At 50.8% G+C, this 23100-nt stretch carries 16 protein-coding genes; 5 read left to right on the top strand and 11 right to left on the bottom strand.

Going from position 1 to position 23100, the window contains the following annotated elements; genetic code table 11:
• Positions 1 to 61: 61 nt before the first annotated feature.
• The 5 genes from pqiC to rlmKL all read right to left on the bottom strand — a co-directional run bounded on the left by pqiC (position 62) and on the right by rlmKL (position 7734).
• Positions 62 to 628, bottom strand: coding sequence for a membrane integrity-associated transporter subunit PqiC (gene pqiC / locus A7983_RS17630; RefSeq protein ID WP_005967696.1), 567 nt, complete (start codon positions 626 to 628; stop codon positions 62 to 64).
• Positions 628 to 2295: an intermembrane transport protein PqiB gene (gene pqiB, locus A7983_RS17625; RefSeq protein WP_005967694.1), complete on the bottom strand. Its 1668-nt coding sequence runs from the start codon at positions 2293 to 2295 to the stop codon at positions 628 to 630. Before pqiB ends, pqiC begins: the two co-directional genes overlap by 1 nt.
• Positions 2255 to 3601 carry a membrane integrity-associated transporter subunit PqiA gene (pqiA, locus tag A7983_RS17620; RefSeq protein ID WP_005967692.1) on the bottom strand — a complete coding sequence of 449 codons (1347 nt, stop codon included), beginning with the start codon at positions 3599 to 3601 and terminating at the stop codon, positions 2255 to 2257. Before pqiA ends, pqiB begins: the two co-directional genes overlap by 41 nt.
• Positions 3602 to 3702: 101 nt before the next feature.
• A complete protein-coding gene (locus A7983_RS17615; protein WP_005967690.1) occupies positions 3703 to 5613 on the bottom strand; it encodes an ABC transporter ATP-binding protein in 1911 nt (636 codons plus the stop codon).
• 3 nt (positions 5614 to 5616) lie between these two features.
• Complete coding sequence (gene rlmKL / locus A7983_RS17610; protein ID WP_005967687.1) at positions 5617 to 7734, bottom strand: bifunctional 23S rRNA (guanine(2069)-N(7))-methyltransferase RlmK/23S rRNA (guanine(2445)-N(2))-methyltransferase RlmL; 2118 nt, start codon at positions 7732 to 7734, stop codon at positions 5617 to 5619.
• A gap of 113 nt (positions 7735 to 7847) precedes the next feature.
• Between rlmKL and A7983_RS17605 the strand changes: the two genes are divergently transcribed.
• On the top strand, positions 7848 to 8951 hold the full coding sequence (locus A7983_RS17605) for a YcbX family protein (RefSeq protein WP_005967686.1): 1104 nt from the start codon (positions 7848 to 7850) through the stop codon (positions 8949 to 8951).
• A gap of 43 nt (positions 8952 to 8994) precedes the next feature.
• Here the strand turns inward: A7983_RS17605 and A7983_RS17600 are convergent, their stop codons facing one another.
• The 3 genes from A7983_RS17600 to pepN form a co-directional block, all read right to left on the bottom strand.
• Complete coding sequence (locus tag A7983_RS17600) at positions 8995 to 9582, bottom strand: cell division protein ZapC (protein ID WP_005967684.1); 588 nt, start codon at positions 9580 to 9582, stop codon at positions 8995 to 8997.
• A gap of 200 nt (positions 9583 to 9782) precedes the next feature.
• Entirely contained in the window at positions 9783 to 10793 is a 1011-nt protein-coding gene (gene pyrD, locus A7983_RS17595) for a quinone-dependent dihydroorotate dehydrogenase (RefSeq protein ID WP_005967682.1), read from the bottom strand.
• Positions 10794 to 10996: 203 nt separating this feature from the next.
• Positions 10997 to 13612: an aminopeptidase N gene (gene pepN, locus A7983_RS17590; RefSeq protein WP_005967680.1), complete on the bottom strand. Its 2616-nt coding sequence runs from the start codon at positions 13610 to 13612 to the stop codon at positions 10997 to 10999.
• 223 nt (positions 13613 to 13835) lie between these two features.
• Between pepN and pncB the strand changes: the two genes are divergently transcribed.
• From pncB to A7983_RS17570, 4 genes are all read left to right on the top strand, one after another.
• The gene (gene pncB / locus A7983_RS17585; protein ID WP_005967678.1) at positions 13836 to 15041 is read left to right on the top strand and encodes a nicotinate phosphoribosyltransferase; all 1206 of its coding nucleotides are present in this window, start codon (positions 13836 to 13838) and stop codon (positions 15039 to 15041) included.
• Between the two features lie 385 nt (positions 15042 to 15426).
• Complete coding sequence (asnS, locus tag A7983_RS17580) at positions 15427 to 16827, top strand: asparagine--tRNA ligase (RefSeq protein ID WP_005967676.1); 1401 nt, start codon at positions 15427 to 15429, stop codon at positions 16825 to 16827.
• A gap of 295 nt (positions 16828 to 17122) precedes the next feature.
• Complete coding sequence (locus A7983_RS17575) at positions 17123 to 18232, top strand: porin (RefSeq protein ID WP_005967674.1); 1110 nt, start codon at positions 17123 to 17125, stop codon at positions 18230 to 18232.
• 309 nt (positions 18233 to 18541) lie between these two features.
• Positions 18542 to 19732 (top strand): amino acid aminotransferase, encoded by a 1191-nt coding sequence (locus A7983_RS17570; RefSeq protein WP_005967672.1) that lies wholly within the window; start codon positions 18542 to 18544, stop codon positions 19730 to 19732.
• 79 nt (positions 19733 to 19811) lie between these two features.
• Here A7983_RS17570 and A7983_RS17565 read toward each other — a convergent pair whose 3' ends face one another.
• From A7983_RS17565 to ldtD, 3 genes are all read right to left on the bottom strand, one after another.
• Positions 19812 to 20459, bottom strand: a complete 648-nt coding sequence (locus A7983_RS17565; protein ID WP_005967670.1) for an MBL fold metallo-hydrolase — start codon at positions 20457 to 20459, stop codon at positions 19812 to 19814.
• Between the two features lie 80 nt (positions 20460 to 20539).
• A complete protein-coding gene (locus A7983_RS17560) occupies positions 20540 to 21088 on the bottom strand; it encodes a YcbK family protein (protein WP_005967668.1) in 549 nt (182 codons plus the stop codon).
• Between the two features lie 178 nt (positions 21089 to 21266).
• Complete coding sequence (gene ldtD / locus A7983_RS17555) at positions 21267 to 22994, bottom strand: L,D-transpeptidase (RefSeq protein ID WP_039477385.1); 1728 nt, start codon at positions 22992 to 22994, stop codon at positions 21267 to 21269.
• Between the last annotated feature and the right edge of the window lie 106 nt (positions 22995 to 23100).

Genomic DNA, 23100 nt, shown 5'->3' with positions numbered 1-23100 from the left:
TGGCTTTTAACGTCGTTGTTGTTTCAAACAACGATCGGATCATGCCAAACATCGATAACACTTAGTTAAGCGCACCTGCCTGCTGAGCAATCGACTGAGAAACCTGCTGCCAGCCTTGCGCTAACGTTCTTACCAGCGCGTCATAGCCATCTTCCGTTTGTGGTAGCACCACGCTAAAGGGGCGCTTAAGCACGTTTCCCTGATAGGTCAGCATCCATTCTCCACGGACGACAACATTGCCATCATAACGACCGTGAAAGCCCGTGACAGAAACATTCAGCACAGCCTGTTCACTTCCCTGCGGCTGCGTGGTCACAACCCAGCCAGGCAGTTTATGCCCCAAATTAGCCACCAGCGCTTGCTGTAATTGCTGATCCAACGGGCTGGCCCACAGGTTATTGCTGGCAATGACGTACTGCACGTCATTAGTCTGGTAGACCAAGCCCGCATTGACGAGATAATCCGCCACGCTGACATGCTCGACCCATAGCGGACGTCCCTGAGTCGCGGCCATTTGCGTCGTGTTGGTATCCGCGATTGTCGGTAGCTGATAGTACGTTTTCTGCGTATTGCTACTACTACAGGCGCTCAATACCAGCACCAGAGCTAGCGTCCAGACTTTCATCATTATTTTGCCCTCTTCGGTTGAGGATCCTGATTACCCGGGGCCTCAAACACCAACGCATTACTTTTCTCGTTCAAGGTACGCAGCACAGGCTGGAGTTCCCGTAGGACCTGATCCAACCGCTGCATATCTGCAACCATTTTGTTATATGCTGGCGAACCAGGTTGGAAGCCTTTCATACTGCGATTCAATTCAAGCAGCGTTTTTTGCATATCTTCCGGCAGATCCTGCATCGCTTTGCTGGACGTCAGTTTGTTCAGCGTCGCCAACGTTTTTTGCATTTCACGCAGCGTTGCCTGACTTTCCGTCAACGTCTTCGTTGCTTCATTCACCATCGGATTCAGCGGCAGGTTATTCACCTTATCCAGCACCGCCATCAGTTTCTGCTGAATCTGTGACAGGCCACCGTCAATGGTTGGAAGAATTGGGTAACCATCTAAAACGTAAAGTTTTTTATCCCCTTTCTCTTGTGGATAAAAATCGAGATCGATATAGAGCGCTCCGGTCAGGAGGTTGGCCGATTTCATCGAGGCGCGCAGCCCCAGCGGTTGAGCTTGCTTCAAATGCTGTTCAAAATCGAACGAGCCACCAATCTTCTTCTCGAACCGATCGGGTTCAATACGAATCAGTACTGGAATGCGGTAATCATCATCCAGTTCCTGCTTCATATTTTTCGGGAAGAATGGCGCTTCAGCAACCGTTCCCAATCGAATACCGCGGAATTCAACCGGTGCTCCTGCCTGTAAACCACGGATCGATTCGCTGAAGAACAGCAGATACTCTTTATATTCGGTGTACAGCGAGTCCTGAATACTGCGCTGGCTATCAAAGAGTCGGTACTGCGCCATTGCCTTGGCCGCATCACCCAGTTCCCATCCCGCAGGGACGTCAAAGCTGACACCACCGCTAAACAGCGTAGTCAGCGAACCCATTTCGACACGCATGCCTTGTGCCGACATATCAAATGCGACGCCGCTGTCTTTCCAGAAACGAACGTTGCTGGTGATCAGACCGTCATACGGTGCTGAGATAAACAGTTGATAACGCATCTTGCGTTCTTTCGGATCAAACTCGCTGGTTTCCACCGACCCTACCCGATAGCCACGGAACAGGACAGGGTCACCCGCATTCAACTGCCCGGATTGATCGCTGTCCAGTATTACCCTGATACCTTTCGCATCCGGCGAGGCCAGCGGCGGCGCATCCAGCAGGGTAAATTCGCGCTTTTCATCTTTATTAGCACCAGGTTGCAGTTCGATGTAGGCACCGGATAACAACGTACCCAGACCGGAAACCCCTTCACGACCGATTTGCGGCTTCACCACCCAGAAAGCGGAATCCTGCTTTAGCAATTTATCCATGCCGTCATGCAAACGTGCTTTGATCTCCACCCGATGAAGATCGTCGCTCAGTACAACACTTTCTACCACCCCAACATCGACGCTGCGGCTTTTGATAGCAGTTTTACCTGCTTCAATGCCTTCGGCGTTGCTGGTAATCAGCGTAATTTGCGGCCCTTGGTGGCTGAAATGGTAAAACAATATCCAGGCACCGATCAGCACGGTGACAATCGGTACAATCCAGACCGGTGACCAGCGTTTAATCGTTTCTACATCCGCAACGGCATGATTATCTTTCGCCAACGGAAGACTCCTTATGAAGAACATCATCGCGACGATCCCACAGCAAACGGGGATCAAACATCATCGCGGCAAACATGGTCAGAATCACCACGGCCGCGAACAGTACCGCCCCAATGGCGGGATAAATACTCATCAGACGACCAATGCGCACCATCGCAGACAGTACAGCAATAACGAATACATCAATCATTGACCAGCGCCCAACAAACTCAACCATCTCATAGATGACGTGCATTCGCTCGCTGTCTTCCGTTTTTTTGGTTTTACCATTGGCCTGCCAGCACAGCCAGCCTAACGCCAGCATTTTTAGCGTCGGCACCATCACGCTGGCGATAAAAATCACCAAGGCAACAGGATAAGATCCCATTCCCCACAGCAGGATAACGCCTGACATGATCGTCGATCCCATACGATCGCCGAGGGCTTCGGTCACCATGATCGGCAGTAGATTCGAGGGGATGTACAGCATTATCGAAGTGATCAGCAGCGCCAGCGTCCATTGCAGACTATGTTTCTTACGGGCATGTCCGCGTGAGTGACAGCGTGGGCAGATTAACTGGTTGGCGGGCAGAATGGCGGTGCAACATGAACACGAACGCAGCCCTTGCGATAGCCCACTTTTCCCTAAAACCGGGGGGGCTGGTAATGCTGGCGGCGACACAACATCATTCCACAACCAGCGGCGATCGAGACTTTGGAAGGCAAGCAGTTGTAGCACACAGAACAGAACAAAAGGCATAAAACTGGTGCCGATGCCAATGTCACCATAGGCCATCAGCTTAACAAAGCTGACCAATACACCAGCCAGAAAAATCTCCGCCATGCCCCAACTTTTAAGATGAAACAGCATCTTGCCCATACCCTTTTTCAATGGCAGCGGCAGCGACACATGCAGGCAAAGCAAGATAAGGGTCGCCATACTGAAAGCGGGGACGAGTTGAACAAAAAGCATAAATAGTGTTGCTACGCTGGCGTAGTTTTCCTCCACCATCACTTTAGGAATCTGTATCAGGGTAATTTCGCTGGTGATCCCCGCCACGCGCATAGAAACGAAGGGGAAAAGGTTTGCCAGCAATAGCATGAATAGTGCGCTCACTGCATAGCCGACTGGCCGTTTACGTGGTTCCGCCTGACGGCTGGTTAGCGCGGTTTTGCAGCGTGGACAGGTCGCTTTCTGTCCCTGTAACAAAGCGGGTAGCTCCACCAGCAGGTCACACTGCGGGCAAAGCATATAGTCATCATGGTGATGATGTTCGTGTTCAAGGCCACGCTCATCGTGAAGGCCATGCTCACGCTGGAGATTACAGTCATGCCGATCGTGATGGGAACACACGCGCCCTCTCCTTCAATACTCGTCAGCTTCTGACCGAAACCATCTTCCATCAATACGGGAGTTAACCTCCCGTATTGATGACATAACACAGACAACGTAGCTTAGCCGTTTTTCTGTGCTTCCAGCTCTTCCCAACGTGCGAAACAGATTTCCAACGCGCCTTCCGCTTCCGCCAGTGCGCTCAGTACCGACTGTGTTTCATCATGCGGGCGGCTAAAGAAACTGGCATCGTTCATCTGCGCTTGCAGCGACTCAATTTCCTGCTCCAGTTGCTCAATACGCAGCGGTAACTGCTCTAATTCGCGCTGAAGGTTATAACTTAATTTCCCGGCACTTCGTTTAGCGGACGGTGCGGTACTCGCTGCCGTCGCTGACGCGGCTACTGTCGGAGCCGTCGTCGTGCGCAGTGGTGTTGTCGTCGCGCGCTGCTGTTGCGCATCGAAATAACCGCCGACAAAACGGGAAATCTTGCCCTCGCCTTCAAAGATCCAGCATTCGGTGACCGAATTATCTACAAACTGACGATCGTGGCTGACGAGCAGGACGGTTCCCTGATAGCTTTCGATTAATTCTTCCAGCAGCTCCAACGTTTCCACATCCAGATCGTTGGTCGGTTCATCAAGGATCAGCAGGTTGCTAGGCTTGAGGAACAAGCGCGCCAGCAGCAGACGGTTACGTTCCCCACCCGACAGTGCTTTTACCGGCGTCATCGCACGTTTTGGATGGAACAGGAAGTCCTGCAAGTAGCCCAACACATGACGTGAGCGGCCGTTGACCATGACTTCCTGCTTGCCTTCCGCCAGATTGTCCATCACCGTGCGTTCTGGATCGAGTTCAGCGCGATGCTGATCGAAATAGGCAACTTCCAGCTTCGTACCACAGTGCACGCGTCCGCTGACAGGCTCTAACCCACCCAGCATCAATTTTAGCAGTGTAGTTTTACCGCAGCCATTCGGCCCCACCAACGCAATCTTGTCACCGCGCTGTACCTGAGCGGAGAAATTGCGTGTCAGTATCTTGTTGTCAATCTGATAGCTGACGTCTTCCAACTCGAACACAATCTTGCCGGAGCGAGCCGCCTCTTCAACCTGCATCTTCGCCGACCCCATCACCTCACGACGCTGCGCACGATCCTGACGCATTGCCTTCAGCGCCCGCACGCGGCCTTCATTACGGGTGCGACGAGCTTTGATGCCCTGACGGATCCACACTTCTTCCTGCGCCAGTTTGCGATCGAACTCTGCATTTTGCAGATCTTCAACCCGCAGCGCTTCTTCTTTCCCTTCCAGATATTTCTCGTAATTACCCGGCCAGGAAACCAGTTTACCGCGGTCAAGATCGACAATGCGGGTCGCCATATTGCGAATAAATGAACGGTCATGGGAGATAAAGACGATGCTGCCCTGAAAGGTTTTCAAGAAGGTTTCCAACCAGTCAATCGTCTCGATATCCAGATGGTTAGTCGGCTCATCCAGCAGCAGCACGCGCGGCGAACTCACCAGTGCTCTGCCAAGTGCGGCTTTACGTAACCAACCACCGGAGAGCGACGCCAGCGGTGCATCGGCGGACAGACCAAGCTGCTCCAACACTTCATGAATGCGGCTTTCTAGTTGCCACAACCCCTGATGCTCCAGAATGTCCTGCAGCTTCGCTAACTGATTCAGGTTCTTTTCGCTCGGATCGCTTTCTACCAGGCGCAGCATGGCGTGGTAATCCTTCAGGTAACCCGCCTGCGCGGCGACCCCTTCAGCGACAAAATCAAACACGCTACCCGCAACATCGCGCGGTGGATCCTGCTGCAAACGGGCGACAATCAGATCCTGTTCATAGGTGATACGGCCATCATCCAGCGGGATTTCTTTAGCCAGAATTTTCAGTAGCGTCGATTTACCCGCGCCGTTGCGTCCAACCAGACAAACGCGCTCATTTTCTTCGATATGGAGTTCGGTGTTATCCAACAGCGGCGCATCGCTAAACGACAGCCATGCACCTGCAACACTAATTAAAGACATCGGTTACTTTTCCTCACCGGCATGCGTTAGCAGCCAGCAGTTATGAATCTGACGATTACGAGCAAAATCTTGTGATTGGGTCTGCGCAGTGATTTCTTTGGCGTTCAGCCCCAGCGCGGTCAGACCAGCAACATCCATCTGGAAACCACGTTTATTATTAGAGAACATGATGGTACCGCCGCGGCGTAACAGGCGTTTGAGATCGGTCATCAGCGCCAAATGGTCGCGCTGGACATCAAACGACTCTTCCATGCGTTTTGAGTTAGAGAAGGTCGGCGGGTCAATGAAGATCACATCAAACTGTTCATTACCATTATGCAGCCATGACAGACAGTCCGCCTGAATCAGGCGGTGCTGACGCCCGGTCAGGCCGTTCACCCGCAGGTTTTTCTCCGCCCATTCCAGATAGGTGCGCGACATGTCAACAGTAGTCGTTGAACGTGCGCCGCCCAATCCAGCATGAACGCTCGCCGTGCCGGTGTAGGCAAACAGGTTGAGGAAATCTTTGCCACGGCTCATCTCACCCAGCATTTTGCGGGCGATGCGGTGATCGAGGAATAAACCGGTGTCGAGATAGTCGGTCAGGTTGACCCACAGTTTGGCACCAAACTCTTCCATCAGAAGGAAATCGCCTTTCTGCGCCAGTTTCTCATACTGGTTTTTACCTTTCTGGCGTTCGCGCGTTTTCAGCACCAGACGGTTCGACGGTAATTCCAGCACGCTCAGCGTCGCGTTAATGACATCAAACAGTCGCTGACGGGCTTTTTGTGCATCAATGGTTTTCGGCGGTGCATACTCTTGTACGACGACCCAACTGCCGTAGCGATCGACGGCAACATTATATTCAGGCAAATCGGCATCATAGAGACGATAGCATTCAATCCCCTGCTGCTTCGCCCATTTTTCCAGCTTGCGCAGATTCTTACGCAGGCGGTTGGCAAAATCTTCCGCAATTTGCCCCGCCGATTCACCCTGCGTGTCTGCCAGTTGATAATTCTTCTGTACGCAGTCCAGTGGGCCATTTTTCGCTTTGAATTGACGTTCGGCACGCAGTTGCAAGCAGCTCAGCAGCTCCGGTGATGCGCTAAACAACGATAGCTGCCAGCCGCCAAAATCGCTTTTCATCTTACGACCCAGCATATTATGCAAGGCGATCAGCGCAGGTTCGCTTTCCAGACGCTCGCCGTAAGGCGGGTTGCTAATGACAGTACCTTTAGGGCCTTCCGGTAATGGATTCTGTAACTGTGCTGCATCCTTCACACCAAAAGAAATCAGTTCGGCAACGCCAGCGCGACGCGCATTAGCTTTAGCGATCTCAATCACTCGACGATCGTTATCCGATCCGAAGAAACGCGATGTGGTCGCCTGTAAACCTTCACGAGCACGCTGCTGTGCTTCACTGGTCAGTTCATGCCACAGTTCAGCATCGTGTTTTAACCAAGCGTTAAATCCCCAGTGTGTACGATGCAAGCCGGGTGCACGGTCGGAGGCCATCATTGCCGCTTCGATCAACAACGTACCGGAACCACACATCGGATCAACCAGCGGCGTACCGTTTTGCCAGCCAGACCGTGAAACAATCGCCGCCGCCAGATTCTCTTTTAACGGCGCTAGCCCAGCCAGATCGCGATAACCTCGCTGATGTAAGCCTTCGCCGCTTAAATCCAGCGCAACGCTCGCCATATCACGCTGCAAAAAGACGTTAACGCGAATATCCGGCTGCTGTTTCGCCACGTCCGGCCGCTGCCCGGTTTTGCGCGTAAAGCTATCCACAATCGCATCTTTTACTTTTAACGCGCCGTACTGACTGTTGCGGATATCTTCATTAGTACCCGTAAAATGCACGGCAAAGGTTTTATCGATGCTAAAGATCGCTGACCAGTCAATCGCCTGCACGCCCAGATACAAATCCAGATCGCTGTGTACCTTGAACTCATTCAGCGGCAGCAGGATGCGCGACGCCAGACGGCTCCACAGCAGGCTCTGGTACAGCAGACGGTTGTCACCCTCAAAATGGACACCGCCCTGCACAACGGCACAGGACTGCGCACCCAATGATTCGAGTTCGCTTTTTAATAACTCTTCCAGTCCCCGCGCCGTGCTGGCAAACAAAGCATTCATGTCGTCACTATCACCAAAAAGAAATACATTAAAGAAAGAAATTGAGGCGCATTATAGCTAATCCGAGACGCTTGTCATAAAGTTGCCGCTTTACTTCGGCAAGGAACAGGTCAGTGATCGGCGTAACGCGACTTTATATACATCCAGTAAAATCGATGCGGGGGTTACAACTGTCCCACGCGATGGCGTCTGTCAGCGGTTTGGCGAACGATCGTGCGTTCATGATTACCGAACCTGATGGCACCTTTATTACTGCCCGCCAGTATCCACAAATGGTGTTATTTACTCCCGCGTTGCTACCGGATGGCCTGTTTATTGCCGCACAGGATGGTCAAACTGCCACTATTCGTTTTGCCGATTTCATCGAAGCGCCTCAACCGACAGAAGTTTGGGGAACACACTTCACCGCGCTCGTCGCCCCCGATGCGATTAACACGTGGCTAAGCCACTATTTTCAGCGTTCCGTGCAGCTCCGCTGGGTGGGCAATGCGCCATCTCGTCGGGTTAAGCATTATCCCGACGTTCCTCTGGCTTTTGCCGATGGTTATCCGTTTCTGTTAATCAATGATGCATCATTTCAGGCGCTACGCCAGCGCTGTTCGGCCGGCATCAAAATTGAACAATTTCGCCCTAATCTGGTGGTAACGGGTGCGGAAGCCTTTGCCGAAGACAGTTGGAAAACGATTCGTATTGGCGAGATTATTTTTGACGTCGTCAAACCTTGTAGCCGCTGCATTTTGACCACCGTCAGCATAGAACGTGGACGTAAACACCCGTCGTCAGAACCGCTGGCAACGCTGCAATCTTTCCGTACTGCCGACAACGGCGACGTGGATTTTGGGCAAAATCTGGTCGCCAGAAATACAGGCATCATTCGCGTGGGCGACACATTGGAAGTCTTAGCGACCAAACCGCCGCGTCCTTATGGTTCCGGCCAGGTTGTCGAAAGCTTTGTCGTTCCCGAAAAAAGCGAGCAAACCGTCACCATCCACTATCAGGGAAAATCGTTGCAAGGGAATAACCAGCAGATTTTACTGGAACAACTAGAGCAACAGGGCATTCGCGTCCCCTACTCTTGTCGAGCTGGGCTGTGTGGATGCTGTAAATTGACGTTAGTCAGCGGAGAGGTTTCTGCACTCAAGCAAAGTGCCATCAGAGCAAACGGTGAGATTCTTAGCTGTAGCTGTATTCCACAGGGCGACCTTCATTTGCAATAGTCGAAGGCAAACCAACATGATGCAGCTTGAAATATGACGGGGATTAGACGACCTTGGCATACTCAAATGCCGACGTACCTTCACCCAGCGTGGTTTCCCACTCAGCCGCATTCTGAACAACGGCAGGCATTAGCCTATCATGCATAATTTTTATGGCATCGCCCAATCCCATCGTTTTCCCACTTAACGACAGTTGTTCTTGCGCCAGCAGGCAGAGACAGGCTTTATCCCCCGCTTCTGCCACCAGAAAACACGCCGTTTCATGCGTTTCAGTGAGCTGAACCTGTACAACGTCACCCGTCTGTGGTGAATAGGTCACGGCACCCAACTGTTGGATGAAATGCCAGCTTTTTGGCATGAGCGGTTTAAGGAATCGGCTTGCCACCAACGCGTTCAAAACTAATTCGCCCTGAAGGTCGCGATGCAACGCCACTTTCTGACATTTGTCATTATAAGTAAAAAATAACGCGGCATCGTCAACGCAAAATGCACATTCATTAAATGCATCCGGCGTTAGCATTTTAGACGGAAAGCGAGAACGGAATAACATGCCATTAGCCAGATCCAACATCAGGCGATCGTGTTCGGTATCAAAATACCAGCGCCAGTTATCGTCAGGTTTTAACTTCATATTATTTACCCTTCGCCTTCACAGTAGAAATATCAGAAATGGCCGATTGTGTTTTCTTACATCGCAATAATCGTTCAGCGAATAAACATCGCGGCAAGAAAATCAGACATCGATTGATAGATTATTTACGCAAACGGATAAAATATAGACTAGCTGGGGAGATAAATAAACCCCCAGCTAGAAATGAAAGGACTTTCGGATTAAATATGTGTAACGATATCTTTAATCAGGCGAGGACCGTGGAAAATAAACCCTGAATATATCTGTACCAGCGACGCACCGGCATCCATTTTTTCACGTGCGGCGACCAGAGAGTCAATTCCACCAACGCCAATAATCGGTAAACGTCCCGCTAATTCCTGTGACAAACGGCGGATAATTTCCGTGCTGCTCGTCTGCAATGGACGCCCACTTAATCCTCCCGTTTGCCCGCAATGATTTAATCCCTGAATCAGTTTTCTGTCGAGCGTTGTATTCGTAGCAATCACACCGTCGATGTTATGACGCACCAGACTATCGGCAATTTGGATCAATTCTTCCTCAGAAAGATCCGGGGCGATCTTCACGGCCACTGGGACATATTTCTGATGCTTCTCTTTTAATTCTGTCTGCTTATTCTTTATCGCCAGCAAAAGATCGTCCAGCGCTTCACCATATTGCAGGCTGCGTAATCCCGGCGTATTGGGTGACGAAATGTTGATAGCGATATAGCCAGCGTGAGGATAAACTTTATCCATACAGATCAAATAATCGTCTTTTCCTTGCTCAACCGGGGTATCTTTATTCTTGCCAATATTGATCCCTAATACACCACCAAAACGCGTTTTCTTTACATTCTCGATCAGGTAATCCACGCCTTTATTATTGAACCCCATCCGATTGATCAACCCTTCCGCTTCCACTACGCGGAATAATCTCGGTTTATCATTACCGGCTTGTGGACGCGGCGTTACCGTACCCACTTCAATAAAACCAAATCCCATTGCGCCTAAAGCATCGATACATTCGCCGTCTTTATCTAATCCCGCAGCTAGGCCCAGTGGATTTTTAAAAGATAATCCCATGCAGGTAACTGGCTTAGTCGGAACGGATTGGCGGACGAGAAATTCAAAAGGCGTGTTGGTAATACGGCGTAATTGTTGGAAGGTCAGCTCATGCGCACGCTCTGGATCGAGCTGAAACAGAGCTTTTTTGATAACGGGATAGAACATATTGTCTCCTGAGATCCCTATCGCAAAGGTATCTTGCCTACGCTGGGAGTAAGCAATAGTGGATTACGGTTTAACTCACGGTCGGTGATGGTAGTGCCATCTCTGCGGAAAGTAAAACGTTTGCGGAAGTGAGATGTTAGCGTAGGAGGAAATATCACACGCGGCAGGCTACCGCGTGTGATAGAGGAATGGTCGTGACGGAATTAGTCTTGCAGTGCTTTGCTGATTTTCTCGAACAGATCGCCAGACAGATTTTCCAACGTCTTCAGTTGCTCCAGCGCCTGACGCATTTGCGCCTGCCGTTTAGCATCATAGCGTTTTAAGCGGATCAACGGTTCGATCATCCGTGCCGCGACCTGCGGATTGCGGGTGTTCAGATCGGTTAGAATCTCAGTCAGGAAGCGATAACCGCTACCGTCTTCTGCATGGAAAGCCGATGGATTCGATGCCGCAAACGCTCCCACCAACGAACGCAGGCGGTTAGGATTGTTCAGGCTGAATGAGCGGTGTTGCAACAATTCACGCACGCGGGTCAGCACATTATCTGCTGGGCTGGTGGCTTGCAGCACGAACCATTTGTCCATGACCAAACCATCCTGATGCCAGCGGTCATCAAACTGCACCAGCAGTTCATCACGCACGGGTAGCTGAGCGTCAACCGCCGCCGCCAGCGCCGCCAGCGAGTCGGTCATGTTATCGGCCTGACGGAACTGCGTGTGCACCAGTTTATCGGCCTGATTTGCATCGCTGAATGCCAGATAATGCAGACAGGTATTGCGTAGCGCGCGCTTGCCCATATCCGCGTGTTCGATACGGTATTGCGGTGCGTGATTCGCGTGGTATACCGCCAACCACTCATCCGCCATCTCTTGCGCCATCGTGTGCGTCATGCTGTCACGCACGGCAGCGATTGCGGTGGGATCGATGATATCAAACAGTTCGGCAATCTCGTTTTCGCTCGGTAATGTCAGAATCTGAGAAGCCAGCATCGGGTCCAGTTTGTCATCCAGCAATACGCCACGGAAAGCGTCAACAACATGCATTGGCACGGAAAGCGGCTGCTTCTGCTGATAGCGGGAAACGTTCAGACGGATATAGTTAGCCAGCAAACTCTGTGCTGCATCCCAACGTGAGAATGCATTACTCGCATGACGCATCAGGAACGTCAGTTGCTCATCGCTCCAGGCATAGTTCAGTTTTACTGGCGCAGAAAACTCACGTAATAAAGAAGGAATCGGGCGACAAGGTACCTGATCGAAAATGAACGTTTGCTCAGATTCAGTCACATTAAGCACTGACGACAGCAGTTGACCGTCTTTCTGGAGCGGAATCACCTTCCCTTGCAGATCGTATAGTTCAATATCCAACGGAATGTGCAGCGGCAGCTTCTGCTGCTTGTCGGCACCGACTGGCGTCATCTGGCTCACGCTCAGCAGGTACTGTTGCGTCTGCGGATCGTAATCATCACGCACGGTCAATACCGGCGTTCCCGACTGGCTGTACCAGAGGCGGAACTGCGTGAGATCGACGCCGGATGCCTCTTCCATCGCTAGCACAAAGTCATCACAGGTCGCCGCGCTACCGTCGTGACGCTCAAAATACAGACGAATGCCCGCCTGGAAGCCTTCTTCACCTAATAAGGTGTGCATCATGCGGATCACTTCCGATCCTTTTTCATAGACCGTCAGCGTATAGAAGTTATTCATCTCGATCACCTGATCGGGACGAATCGGGTGCGACATCGGGCTGGCATCTTCGGCAAACTGTGCACCGCGCATCACGCGCACGTTATCAATGCGATTCACCGGACGCGAACCCAGATCGGAACTGAACTCCTGATCGCGGAACACCGTCAGCCCTTCTTTCAGGCTAAGCTGGAACCAGTCGCGGCAGGTGACACGGTTGCCCGTCCAGTTGTGGAAATATTCATGGCCGATCACCGCTTCAATGTTCAGATAGTCTTTATCCGTCGCGGTTTCTGCCTTCGCTAGCACGTATTTAGAGTTGAATACGTTCAGCCCTTTGTTTTCCATCGCCCCCATGTTGAAGAAATCAACGGCAACGATCATATAAATGTCGAGATCGTATTCCAGACCGAAACGCTCTTCGTCCCACTTCATCGAATTCTTCAGCGAGGTCATCGCCCAATCCGCACGATCGAGGTTACCGCGGTCAACATACAGTTCCAACGCCACATCACGACCAGAACGCGTTGTGAAGCGATCCTCAAGGACATCAAAATCACCAGCAACCAGTGCGAACAGATAAGCCGGTTTCGGGAACGGATCCTGCCATTCAATCCAATGGCGGCCGCCTTCCAACTCTCCTTGTGCGATACGATTACCGTTAGAGAGTAAATAAGGATAGCGAGCTTTATCTGCGGTGATGCGCGTCGTGAATTTCGCCAGCACATCCGGCCGGTCGAGATAATAGGTAATGTGGCGGAAACCTTCAGCTTCACACTGCGTACAGAGCGCTTCGCCAGAGAGGTATAGCCCTTCTAGTGCGCTATTGGCGGAAGGATTAATGTCCGTTTCAATGCTGAGCGTAAAACGCGCCGGCAATTGCGTCACAATCAGGCCATCGTCCTGCTGCTGGTAATGTGTCCACGGCTGGCCATCAACACTCAGGCTAATCAGCGTCAACCCTTCTCCATCCAGCTTCAACGGCGCGCCAGCCTCCCCTTGCGACACCACCTGGCTAACGGCTTTTACACGCGTTTTTTCGGCATGGAGATCGAAATCCAGCGCAATGTTGGTAATGGTGTAATCCGGCGCACGATAATCATGGCGATATTTTATTTGCGGCTGTTGATTCATCTAAAGTTTCCACCTCGTCATAAGCATCAAAGATCAAGTCTAAGCCTGTTATCTTAATGTTACCACGACAAAATAATGAGGATAATCATCGTACCGTGGTTCACTCCCGCACGTCTCGCTATGTTGTCGTAATGTAATAAACAGATAATCAAGGTATACTGACCGGACATTGCTGATTGTCCCGATGGTGGATAGGCATCTTACAAGGATGCTGTAACGCATTATGACTTTGCACACTTCCCCGATTTTGCACTCATTGCTGGATACCGATGCCTACAAACTGCACATGCAACAGGCGGTGTATCATCATTATTATGATGTCGATGTTGCGGCCGAATTCCGCTGCCGTGGCGATGAGTTATTAGGCGTCTATGCCGACGAGATCGCCCATCAGGTTGATCTGATGCGTTTCTTGTCATTGAGTGACGATGAGTTTACCTACCTTTCTTCTCTGCCGTTCTTTCAGCAGGACTATCTCCACTGGCTGCGGGACTTCCGTTTTAATCCGCAGCAGGTTTCGATTAAGAATAACGCTGGCAAGCTGGATATCCGCATCACCGGGCCGTGGCGTGAAGTAATTCTGTGGGAAGTTCCCTTGCTGGCCGTGATCAGTGAAGTCGTGCATCGGTATCGTTCACCCGATGTCGCGACTAAACAGGCGCTCGCCCAACTGTCAGCCTCATTGGAAAATTTCCGCCAGAACAGCAAGGATGTGGATCTCAGTCGGTTCAAGTTAATGGATTTCGGCACACGTCGCCGCTTCTCTCGTGATGTCCAACAAACCATTGTCACGACGCTACGAGCCGACTTCCCTTATCTCATCGGCACCAGCAATTACGATCTGGCACGCCGTTTGAGTATCACACCTGTCGGCACGCAAGCTCACGAGTGGTTTCAGGCGCATCAACAGATTAGTCCGACGCTGGCCAACAGCCAGCGCGCGGCACTCCACATGTGGCTGCATGAATATCCCACTCATTTGGGTATTGCGTTGACCGATTGCATCACGATGGATGCTTTTTTGCGTGATTTCGATTTACCGTTCGCCGAAGCCTATCAGGGGCTGCGTCATGATTCTGGCGATCCGGTCGATTGGGGCGAGAAAGCGATTGCACATTATCAGCGCCTGAACATCGATCCGATGAGCAAAACGCTGGTCTTCTCCGACAATCTAAATCTGGATAAAGCGCTGGTGCTGTATCGTCACTTTCACCAACGCGTGAATCTGGTATTTGGCATGGGTACACGCCTGACGTGTGACATTCCCGGCGTGAAACCGCTGAATATCGTCATCAAGCTGGTGGAATGCAACGGCAAACCGGTGGCGAAACTCTCCGATAGCCCGGGTAAAACCATCTGTCAGGATCAGAACTTCGTGTGTGAGTTACGCAAAGCGTTTGACCTGCCCCGCGTGAAAAAGGCCAGTTAAGACTTTCCCATATACCCTAAATAATTTGAGTTTCAGGCAGGCGGCAAGAGAAGGAATCCCGATGAACTTACTCAGGTAAGTGATTCGGGTAACTGACAAGTCTGCCAGAGGCAGACTTGAACGCTGCTTGCAGCGGCCCCAACGGGCGAGATCCACATAAGTGGGTCGAGTAGCGTAGCCAACGCACATGCAACTTGAAGTATGACGGGTATTGACCAACTTTGCAGCAGACTCACCGGCATGAGCGAAAACTTCGCGCCATTCTGGTGATTTCTGCTTGTGTCCTGTTGCATCGCAAGTAACATAGCAAATGGCTCGGATTGGGCCACTCATCGTTTTAAACACGATACATTTCTTAAACACGATTAATTAAAGAGAGAATTTTATGAGCGTAGTGCCTGTAGTCGATGTACTGCAAGGCCGTGTCGCCGTTGACAGCGAAGTCACCGTGCGCGGCTGGGTACGTACCCGGAGAGATTCTAAAGCCGGTATCTCCTTTATCGCCGTTTATGACGGCTCCTGCTTTAATCCATTACAGGCTGTCGTTAATAATAATCTCTCGAATTATCAAGATGACGTACTGCGCCTGACCACCGGTTGCTCCGTTGAAATCACCGGCAATGTTGTTGCTTCTCCAGGTGAAGGCCAAAGCTTCGAGCTGCAAGCGACCCACGTCAACGTGGTCGGCTGGGTTGACGATCCCGACACCTATCCGATGGCGGCGAAGCGTCACAGCATCGAATACCTGCGTGAAGTCGCACACCTGCGTCCACGAACCAACCTGATCGGTGCTGTTGCGCGCGTTCGTCATACGCTGGCGCAGGCGATCCACCGTTTCTTCCACGAAAACGGTTACTTCTGGGTGTCTACCCCGCTGATTACCGCATCCGATACCGAAGGTGCGGGTGAAATGTTCCGTGTATCCACACTCGATCTGGAAAACTTACCGCGTACCGAGCAAGGTAAAGTAGATTTCAGTGAAGACTTCTTTGGTAAAGAAGCATTCCTGACCGTATCCGGCCAGTTGAATGGCGAAACTTACGCCTGTGCGTTGTCCAACGTCTATACCTTTGGTCCGACTTTCCGCGCAGAAAACTCTAACACCAGTCGCCATCTGGCCGAGTTTTGGATGATCGAACCAGAAGTCGCTTTCGCTTCTCTGGATGACGTTGCGGGTCTGGCTGAAAACCTGCTGAAATATGTTTTCCAGGCCGTACTGAACGAGCGTGCCGATGATATGGCGTTCTTTGCCGAGCGCGTCGATAAAGATGCGGTCACTCGACTGGAAAAATTCGTCAGTTCCGATTTCGCACAGGTGGATTACACCGATGCCGTCGAGATCCTACTGAACTGCGGGCAGCAGTTCGAGAACCCGGTTTATTGGGGCGTTGACCTCTCCTCCGAACATGAGCGTTATCTGGCTGAGCAACACTTCAAAGCACCGGTTGTGGTTAAAAACTATCCAAAAGACATCAAAGCCTTCTACATGCGCATGAACGACGACGGTAAAACCGTTGCCGCGATGGATGTTCTGGCGCCAGGAATCGGCGAAATCATCGGGGGTTCACAGCGTGAAGAGCGTCTGGCTCAACTGGATAGCCGTCTGGAAGAGATGGGGCTGAATAAAGAAGACTACTGGTGGTATCGTGATTTACGCCGTTACGGCACCATTCCCCATTCCGGTTTCGGTTTAGGTTTTGAACGACTGATCGCCTATGTTACCGGTGTACAAAATGTGCGCGATGTAATCCCTTTCCCACGCACGCCACGGAACGCCAGTTTCTAAATAAATATTTAATATAAGTAAAACAAATATGTAGAAAAGGAGAGTCGGGCTTCCCGGCTCTTTTTTTTTAATTTTTGTTATGTCACAAAAAGTTCCCTGATTTTTACATTTAGAAACACATTATTTCCATTTGTTACCCGATTGCGAAGTTTGTAGCATCTTTAGGGTGGATTAACGAGCGTGCGAATGGAAAACTGCGTTCAGACACAGGAAGACACCAAACTTTCAGGAATAGTTCCCTAAAGAATTATTTATGGCAGTGGCAGGTGTCTAAATAACACCAATGAGGGTAATAATGATGAAACGCAACATTCTTGCAGTAGTAATCCCAGCTCTGTTAGTCGCAGGCGCAGCCAACGCAGCAGAAATCTATAATAAAGATGCGAACAAGCTGGATCTTAATGGTCGTGTACACGCAGGTTATACGTTCAATAACCAAAGCGACGATAATGCAGATAACACCTATGCACGTCTGGGCTTTAAAGGCCAGACTCAGATCACCAGCGATCTGACCGGCTACGGTACATTTGAATACCAGTTCGATGCTAATAAGACCGAAGATCGTAACGGTAGTGCAGGAAAAACGCGTAAAGCCTTTGCTGGCCTGAAATTTGCTGATTTCGGCTCTTTCGACTACGGTCGTAACGTAGGCGTGGCTTACAACGGTATGGCTTACACCGACGTTCTGCCAGAAAACGGCGGCGACAGCAGCATCACTGATACTCTGACTGGCCGTATTGGCAACGCTGCAACTTTTAACACTACCAACTTTTTTGGCCTAGTAGATAACTTGGGCTTCGCTTTACAATACGTAGCTAAAGACGATGAGCAAGGTACTAGTAGCACCACAGGTTTGCCAATTTCAGTTGATCGACTGGATCGTCAGCACGGTGATGCGTGGGCGACTTCTCTGTCTTATGATACCGATTTCGGCGTAGGTGTAGTTGCCTCTTACGGTGCGTATGATCGTACTCAAACCCAGCAGGCTGCTGCTGGTGCTAAAGGCGATCGTGCTGACGTATGGTCAACGGGTCTGAAATACGACGCGAACAACATCTATGTTGCGGCGGTTTACGGTGAAGCTCGCAATTTCTTCTTGACCAGTAAAGCTGATGGCCGAATTGCTGACGAAAGCAAAATCTTTGAATTGGTTGCTCAATATAACTTTGATTTCGGTTTAACACCGACTATTGCTTATGTAACTCGTAAAGACAAAGTTGATGGTGCTGTCAACGGTAACAATTACGCGGTTAAATATGCAAGCATCGGCGGTACTTACGCATTCAACAAAAACTTCTCTACCTATGTTGAGTACGATATCAACCTGCTTGATAAAGACCAAAATAAAGCATTCGAGCAAGATAACGGCGATATCGTGAACGTGGGTGTAATCTACCAGTTCTAAGTCATCGCAGGCAGCATAACGTAGCGAGTTAATCGTTCGTATTGCAGGAAAAGACAGAGCCTCGGCTCTGTCTTTTTTATTGCACGTCGGATCGCTCTCTGACGAGCCACCGTAAGCAACATTGAAAAACGCACACCGTGTTTTTGTTTCTGCTTTGCGCCAATTATTCTCACCTAACCAGTCTTTTATTTCGTCTCTTTCCTTCTCCCTGTTATTTCCCTTTCTTTTTGACATCAACGGTTGGCAAAGCCTTTTACTGACGGTACTCTGAGAATTCTTATTTCATCTCAGTTATGGAACATTCTGGCAATGTTTGAAAATATCTCTGCCGCACCGGCCGATCCTATTCTCGGGCTGACCGATCTTTTCCGCGCCGATGACCGCGCGAATAAAATCAATCTGGGTATTGGTGTCTATAAAGATGAAACCGGCAAAACCCCGGTTCTGACCAGCGTAAAAAAAGCAGAACATTATCTGCTGGAAAATGAAACCACCAAAAATTATTTGGGCATTGACGGCTTGCCAGCATTCGGTCAGTGCACGCAGGAACTGCTGTTTGGCAAGCAGAATGCCATCATTGCCGACAAACGTGCTCGTACCGCGCAAACGCCGGGCGGAACTGGTGCTTTACGCGTAGCGGCGGATTTCATTGCAAATCAGACGTCGGCAAAACGCATTTGGATCAGCAACCCAACCTGGCCAAATCACAATAATGTGTTCTCTGCCGTCGGTTTAGAAATTTGCCAATATGACTACTACGATGCAGCAAACCATGCGCTGGATTTTGATGGCCTGCTGAACAGCCTGAATGCCGCACAGGCAGGTGACGTGGTGCTGTTCCACGGCTGCTGCCATAACCCAACCGGTATCGATCCTACTGCTGAGCAGTGGGCTAAACTGGCCGAGCTGTCGGTAGCAAAAGGCTGGCTACCGCTGTTTGACTTCGCCTATCAGGGTTTTGCCCGTGGGCTCGAAGAAGATGCGGAAGGTCTGCGCATCTTTGCCGCACTTCACGATGAACTGATCGTATGCAGCTCCTACTCTAAAAACTTCGGTTTGTACAATGAGCGCGTCGGTGCCTGTACGCTGGTTGCCGCAGATGCCGCAACGGCAGACAAAGCATTCAGTCAGGTGAAAGCCGCCATTCGCGCCAACTACTCTAACCCACCGTCACACGGCGCGACCGTTGTTGCTACCATCTTGGGTAACGACGCGTTGAAGGCCATTTGGGTGCAGGAGTTGACGGCGATGCGTGAACGCATTCAGCGTATGCGTCAGTTGTTCGTCAATACGTTGCAGGAAAAAGGCGCACAGCAGGATTTCTCCTTCATCATCAATCAGAATGGGATGTTCTCATTCAGCGGCTTGACCAAGGAGCAGGTTCTGCGCCTGCGTGACGAATTCGGCGTTTACGCGGTGAACTCAGGCCGTGTCAACGTTGCAGGGATGACGCCAGAAAACATGGCACCGCTCTGCGAAGCGATTGTTGCTGTACTCTGATTGCCGATCGTTTTGCGATCGAAAAAAGCCGACATTCTGTGTCGGCTTTTTCATTTCTGCTCTTTTACCTGGTAGCAAATTACCAAATAGCGGCATCTTCACGCAGGAAAGGATTGGTTTTACGCTCATGTCCTAATGTCGACATTGGACCGTGCCCCGGAATAAACGTCACGTCGTCACCCAGCGGCAGCAGCTTATTCTTGATGGACGCAATTAACGCCTGATGATCGCCTTGAGGGAAATCAGTGCGCCCTACGCCACCGTTGAAAATCACATCGCCAACCTGTGCCAGCCGTGATTCGGTATCAAAGAAAACAATGTGGCCCGGTGTATGGCCAGGACAGTGGAAAACCGCCAGTGTCGTTTCTCCGACGCTGACTTCATCACCTTCCTGCAGCCAGCGTGATGGTGTCAGCGGCGCACACTCTTCCAAGCCAAACATACGGCTCTGTGCAGGTAAGCCTTCCAGCCAGAAAGCATCTTCAATCTGCGGGCCAATAATCGACACCTGATAGTGCCCCGCCAGTTCTGCTGCTGCACCGACGTGATCCAGATGACCATGCGTCAACAGAATCTGTTTAACCAAAATTCCTGCATCTGCGACGGCATGTTTGATTTTTTCAGCGTCACCACCGGGATCGACAATCGCTGCTTCATTGGTTTTTTCACACCATAACAATGTGCAGTTCTGGCTAAATGCCGTCACCGGGACGATTTGATATTTCATATCACTCCATGTTGAATAACTAAACGACTCGCTATGTCGCCGCGAGCCGTATCAAAAAAGTGTCGCGCTGCTATAGCAAATTACCAGGTGCGGACCGGGCCGGTATCGATGTGAACGAAATCACTGCGTGGATAGTAGCCAACCCCGCCGGCACGCATTTTAGTGGCAGCTTTACGGATATTGGCCAGTTGGACACCTTCGATATGGAAATCCATCGCTTGCCCTTTTGTGTGGTAGCTCTGCTTTGCCACACCTCGGCTATGCGCGCGCAATTCGTTATTGGTATCCATTGCACGATAACCGGAAATCAGTTGCACGGGTTTGTTGGTTCCCAACATGACCTGTAAACGATAGAGCTGATCGAAAAGCTGCGGATCAATCATTTTGACTTTATTGGCACGATAATCGCGGAAAAAGTGATTCAGGCGGGAAAGTTCTGATTTGTTATACCGTTTACCATCAAAGAATTCCGTTTTCAGCCGCTCTCCGGTATTCAGGTTATCTAGCGTCAAAATTCGTGGTCGGGGGGTAGATAACGTTGCAAATGCCTGACCGGGAAGCAGTGCGATACCCAATGCGGCACCACCCAGTGCAAGCCACTTACGGCGATGATTGTCAATGTGATCCATAGAACAAGTATCCTGGCTAAAAGAACGGTATAAAAGCGGTACAAAACGCACCGCCTTGAACCTTAACTGCCAGAGAAAAGTGAGTCAACCCGCTTTGCTGAGAGGTTTGCGGGAGATCGCACCAATCCCCCGCAAAATAATAAAATCCCTATACCGCTAATGCCCGTATTTTCAATACTTACAGAAGCAACAGCCCTGCTTTGGGAAGTACTTTCGTCCCCGATCGGGCGGTATCATCATAATTGTAAATATCTGTTCGGAATTGCGGCCTGCCATCTTCAGCCACCCACGCGGTCAGGTAATAGAGATTAACCGGTATGCGATGTTTCATTGAAACAAAGGTGGTATTTCCCTGATCCAACGTGGAAGAAATGCGGCTATTATTCCAGCCTGCATCCTGTAGCAGCATGCTAGCCAGTTCCGATGCCTTATTGACCCGCACGCAACCGGAGCTTAGCGCCCGGATATCTCGCTGAAACAGATTATGATTAGGCGTGTCATGCAGATAAATCGCTTCCGAGTTCGGCATATTAAATTTATAGCGCCCCAACGAGTTATTTGCGCCAGGTGCCTGACGCAGACGATATGGGAAACGCTCTGCCGACACCCCTTGCCACTCGATCATTGAAGGGTCAATCACCTCTGCATCCTGACTCCAGCCAGACAACACCGTATAGCCATGGCGCTGCAGATAGCCAGGATCGCGCACAACCTTAGGAATGATATCTTGCCGCGTCAGCGTTGTAGGCACATTCCACGGCGGATTGACCACGACGTTATACAGTGAACTGCTCATTAGCGGTGTCTTGCGTTTCGGTTGCCCGACAATAACGCGCGACGCTAAACGCTCAGCACCGTCCTGATAATAGATCAGTGAGTAATTGGGGATATTCACCATAATACCGGTATGAACATTATCCGGTACCAGGCGCAAACGCTGGATATTCAACGCCAGCAGCGTCGCGCGCGTTTGCGGAGAAACATTGAGCCAATCGCGCGTGCGCTTACCAATCACACCATCATCCTCCAGGCCCTGCCAATGCTGGAAGCGTTTAACCGCCTCGACCAACTCGCCCGTGTAGCGATCGTCTGCATTAACCGCACCATTGACGACAGGCGTTTGCTCGGTTAGCGGCGTGGTGGTTGCGGAGACATTTTCATTAAAAAGCGTGATGCTCTCCGTTGACGACAACATGCCAGTACGTTGCAGAATTTCACGCAACGCCACCAGTTCGCGGCTCTGTTGTTCCGGGCGTAGAGATTCGGTCAGATTCAGGCTCGGCCACGGGCGATTGTCCGTCAGCATTGTCTTCAATGCTTCATGCATTTTGGCGTATTGCGAATGCGAGGGCGTCAGCGAAGCAACATAGGCTGCGCTGGTGCCGGAGTTTACGGCCTGTTGCCATTGGGAAATGATATTGACTGCGGGCGATTGCAGGCGATAAGGCACGCTGCTATACAGCCAATCGTTACCGTTGCGTTCTACACCAGAGACGAACTGCAAATAGCCCAACATCGCGTCTGATAACACGATATCACGCGCAAACCCGGTTAATTGAGGATCGGTCAGCCAACTTACCCACGTAGTGAATTGCGGTTGTATGCCCGCTATTGCCAATTCGGCAAGTTGCTGCTGGAACTGTTGAACCGCGCGATTATCTGCCCACATCGGTTGCATCCGGTTCTGAGCATAAAGCGAGGATAAATCCGCTAGATAATGTACTGTCATACCGTGTGGTAGCGCAGCTAAAAGCCCTACACGGCTATTTTCTACAGAAACGACACCTGCGGATACCACCGTAGGCGCTGCTGCCAGCACCGAAAACGAAGGGGACAGGCTTCCGACCCAAAGACAACCCACGCGCAACAACAACCTGACCATTTTTCGCTTATGTAACAACAACATCCATTTATCCCCTGTACTCATTAGCCACTGTGCTTTCACGACAATCCACATTGAACATGGAAATAACAAACTGAATTGCTCACATACCGTCACACTGGCGTAAACG

The sequence above is a fragment of the Pectobacterium wasabiae CFBP 3304 genome, from assembly GCF_001742185.1.
Taxonomy (GTDB): domain Bacteria; phylum Pseudomonadota; class Gammaproteobacteria; order Enterobacterales; family Enterobacteriaceae; genus Pectobacterium; species Pectobacterium wasabiae.
The sequence above is the reverse complement of the archived record's forward strand: the minus strand, read 5'-3'. Positions and strand labels throughout refer to the sequence as shown.

Excerpts from the sequence above, each read along its gene's own strand:
- pyrD (WP_005967682.1), bottom strand. The coding sequence starts at position 10,793 with ATGTTCTATCCCGTTATCAAAAAAGCTCTGTTTCAGCTCGATCCAGAG.
- ldtD (WP_039477385.1), bottom strand. The coding sequence starts at position 22,994 with ATGTTGTTGTTACATAAGCGAAAAATGGTCAGGTTGTTGTTGCGCGTG.
- A7983_RS17600 (WP_005967684.1), bottom strand. The coding sequence starts at position 9,582 with ATGAAGTTAAAACCTGACGATAACTGGCGCTGGTATTTTGATACCGAA.
- A7983_RS17575 (WP_005967674.1), top strand. The coding sequence starts at position 17,123 with ATGATGAAACGCAACATTCTTGCAGTAGTAATCCCAGCTCTGTTAGTC.
- asnS (WP_005967676.1), top strand. The coding sequence starts at position 15,427 with ATGAGCGTAGTGCCTGTAGTCGATGTACTGCAAGGCCGTGTCGCCGTT.
- A7983_RS17615 (WP_005967690.1), bottom strand. The coding sequence starts at position 5,613 with ATGTCTTTAATTAGTGTTGCAGGTGCATGGCTGTCGTTTAGCGATGCG.
- pepN (WP_005967680.1), bottom strand. The coding sequence starts at position 13,612 with ATGAATCAACAGCCGCAAATAAAATATCGCCATGATTATCGTGCGCCG.
- A7983_RS17570 (WP_005967672.1), top strand. The coding sequence starts at position 18,542 with ATGTTTGAAAATATCTCTGCCGCACCGGCCGATCCTATTCTCGGGCTG.
- A7983_RS17565 (WP_005967670.1), bottom strand. The coding sequence starts at position 20,459 with ATGAAATATCAAATCGTCCCGGTGACGGCATTTAGCCAGAACTGCACA.
- pncB (WP_005967678.1), top strand. The coding sequence starts at position 13,836 with ATGACTTTGCACACTTCCCCGATTTTGCACTCATTGCTGGATACCGAT.
- rlmKL (WP_005967687.1), bottom strand. The coding sequence starts at position 7,734 with ATGAATGCTTTGTTTGCCAGCACGGCGCGGGGACTGGAAGAGTTATTA.
- pqiC (WP_005967696.1), bottom strand. The coding sequence starts at position 628 with ATGATGAAAGTCTGGACGCTAGCTCTGGTGCTGGTATTGAGCGCCTGT.
- pqiB (WP_005967694.1), bottom strand. The coding sequence starts at position 2,295 with ATGATGTTCTTCATAAGGAGTCTTCCGTTGGCGAAAGATAATCATGCC.
- A7983_RS17560 (WP_005967668.1), bottom strand. The coding sequence starts at position 21,088 with ATGGATCACATTGACAATCATCGCCGTAAGTGGCTTGCACTGGGTGGT.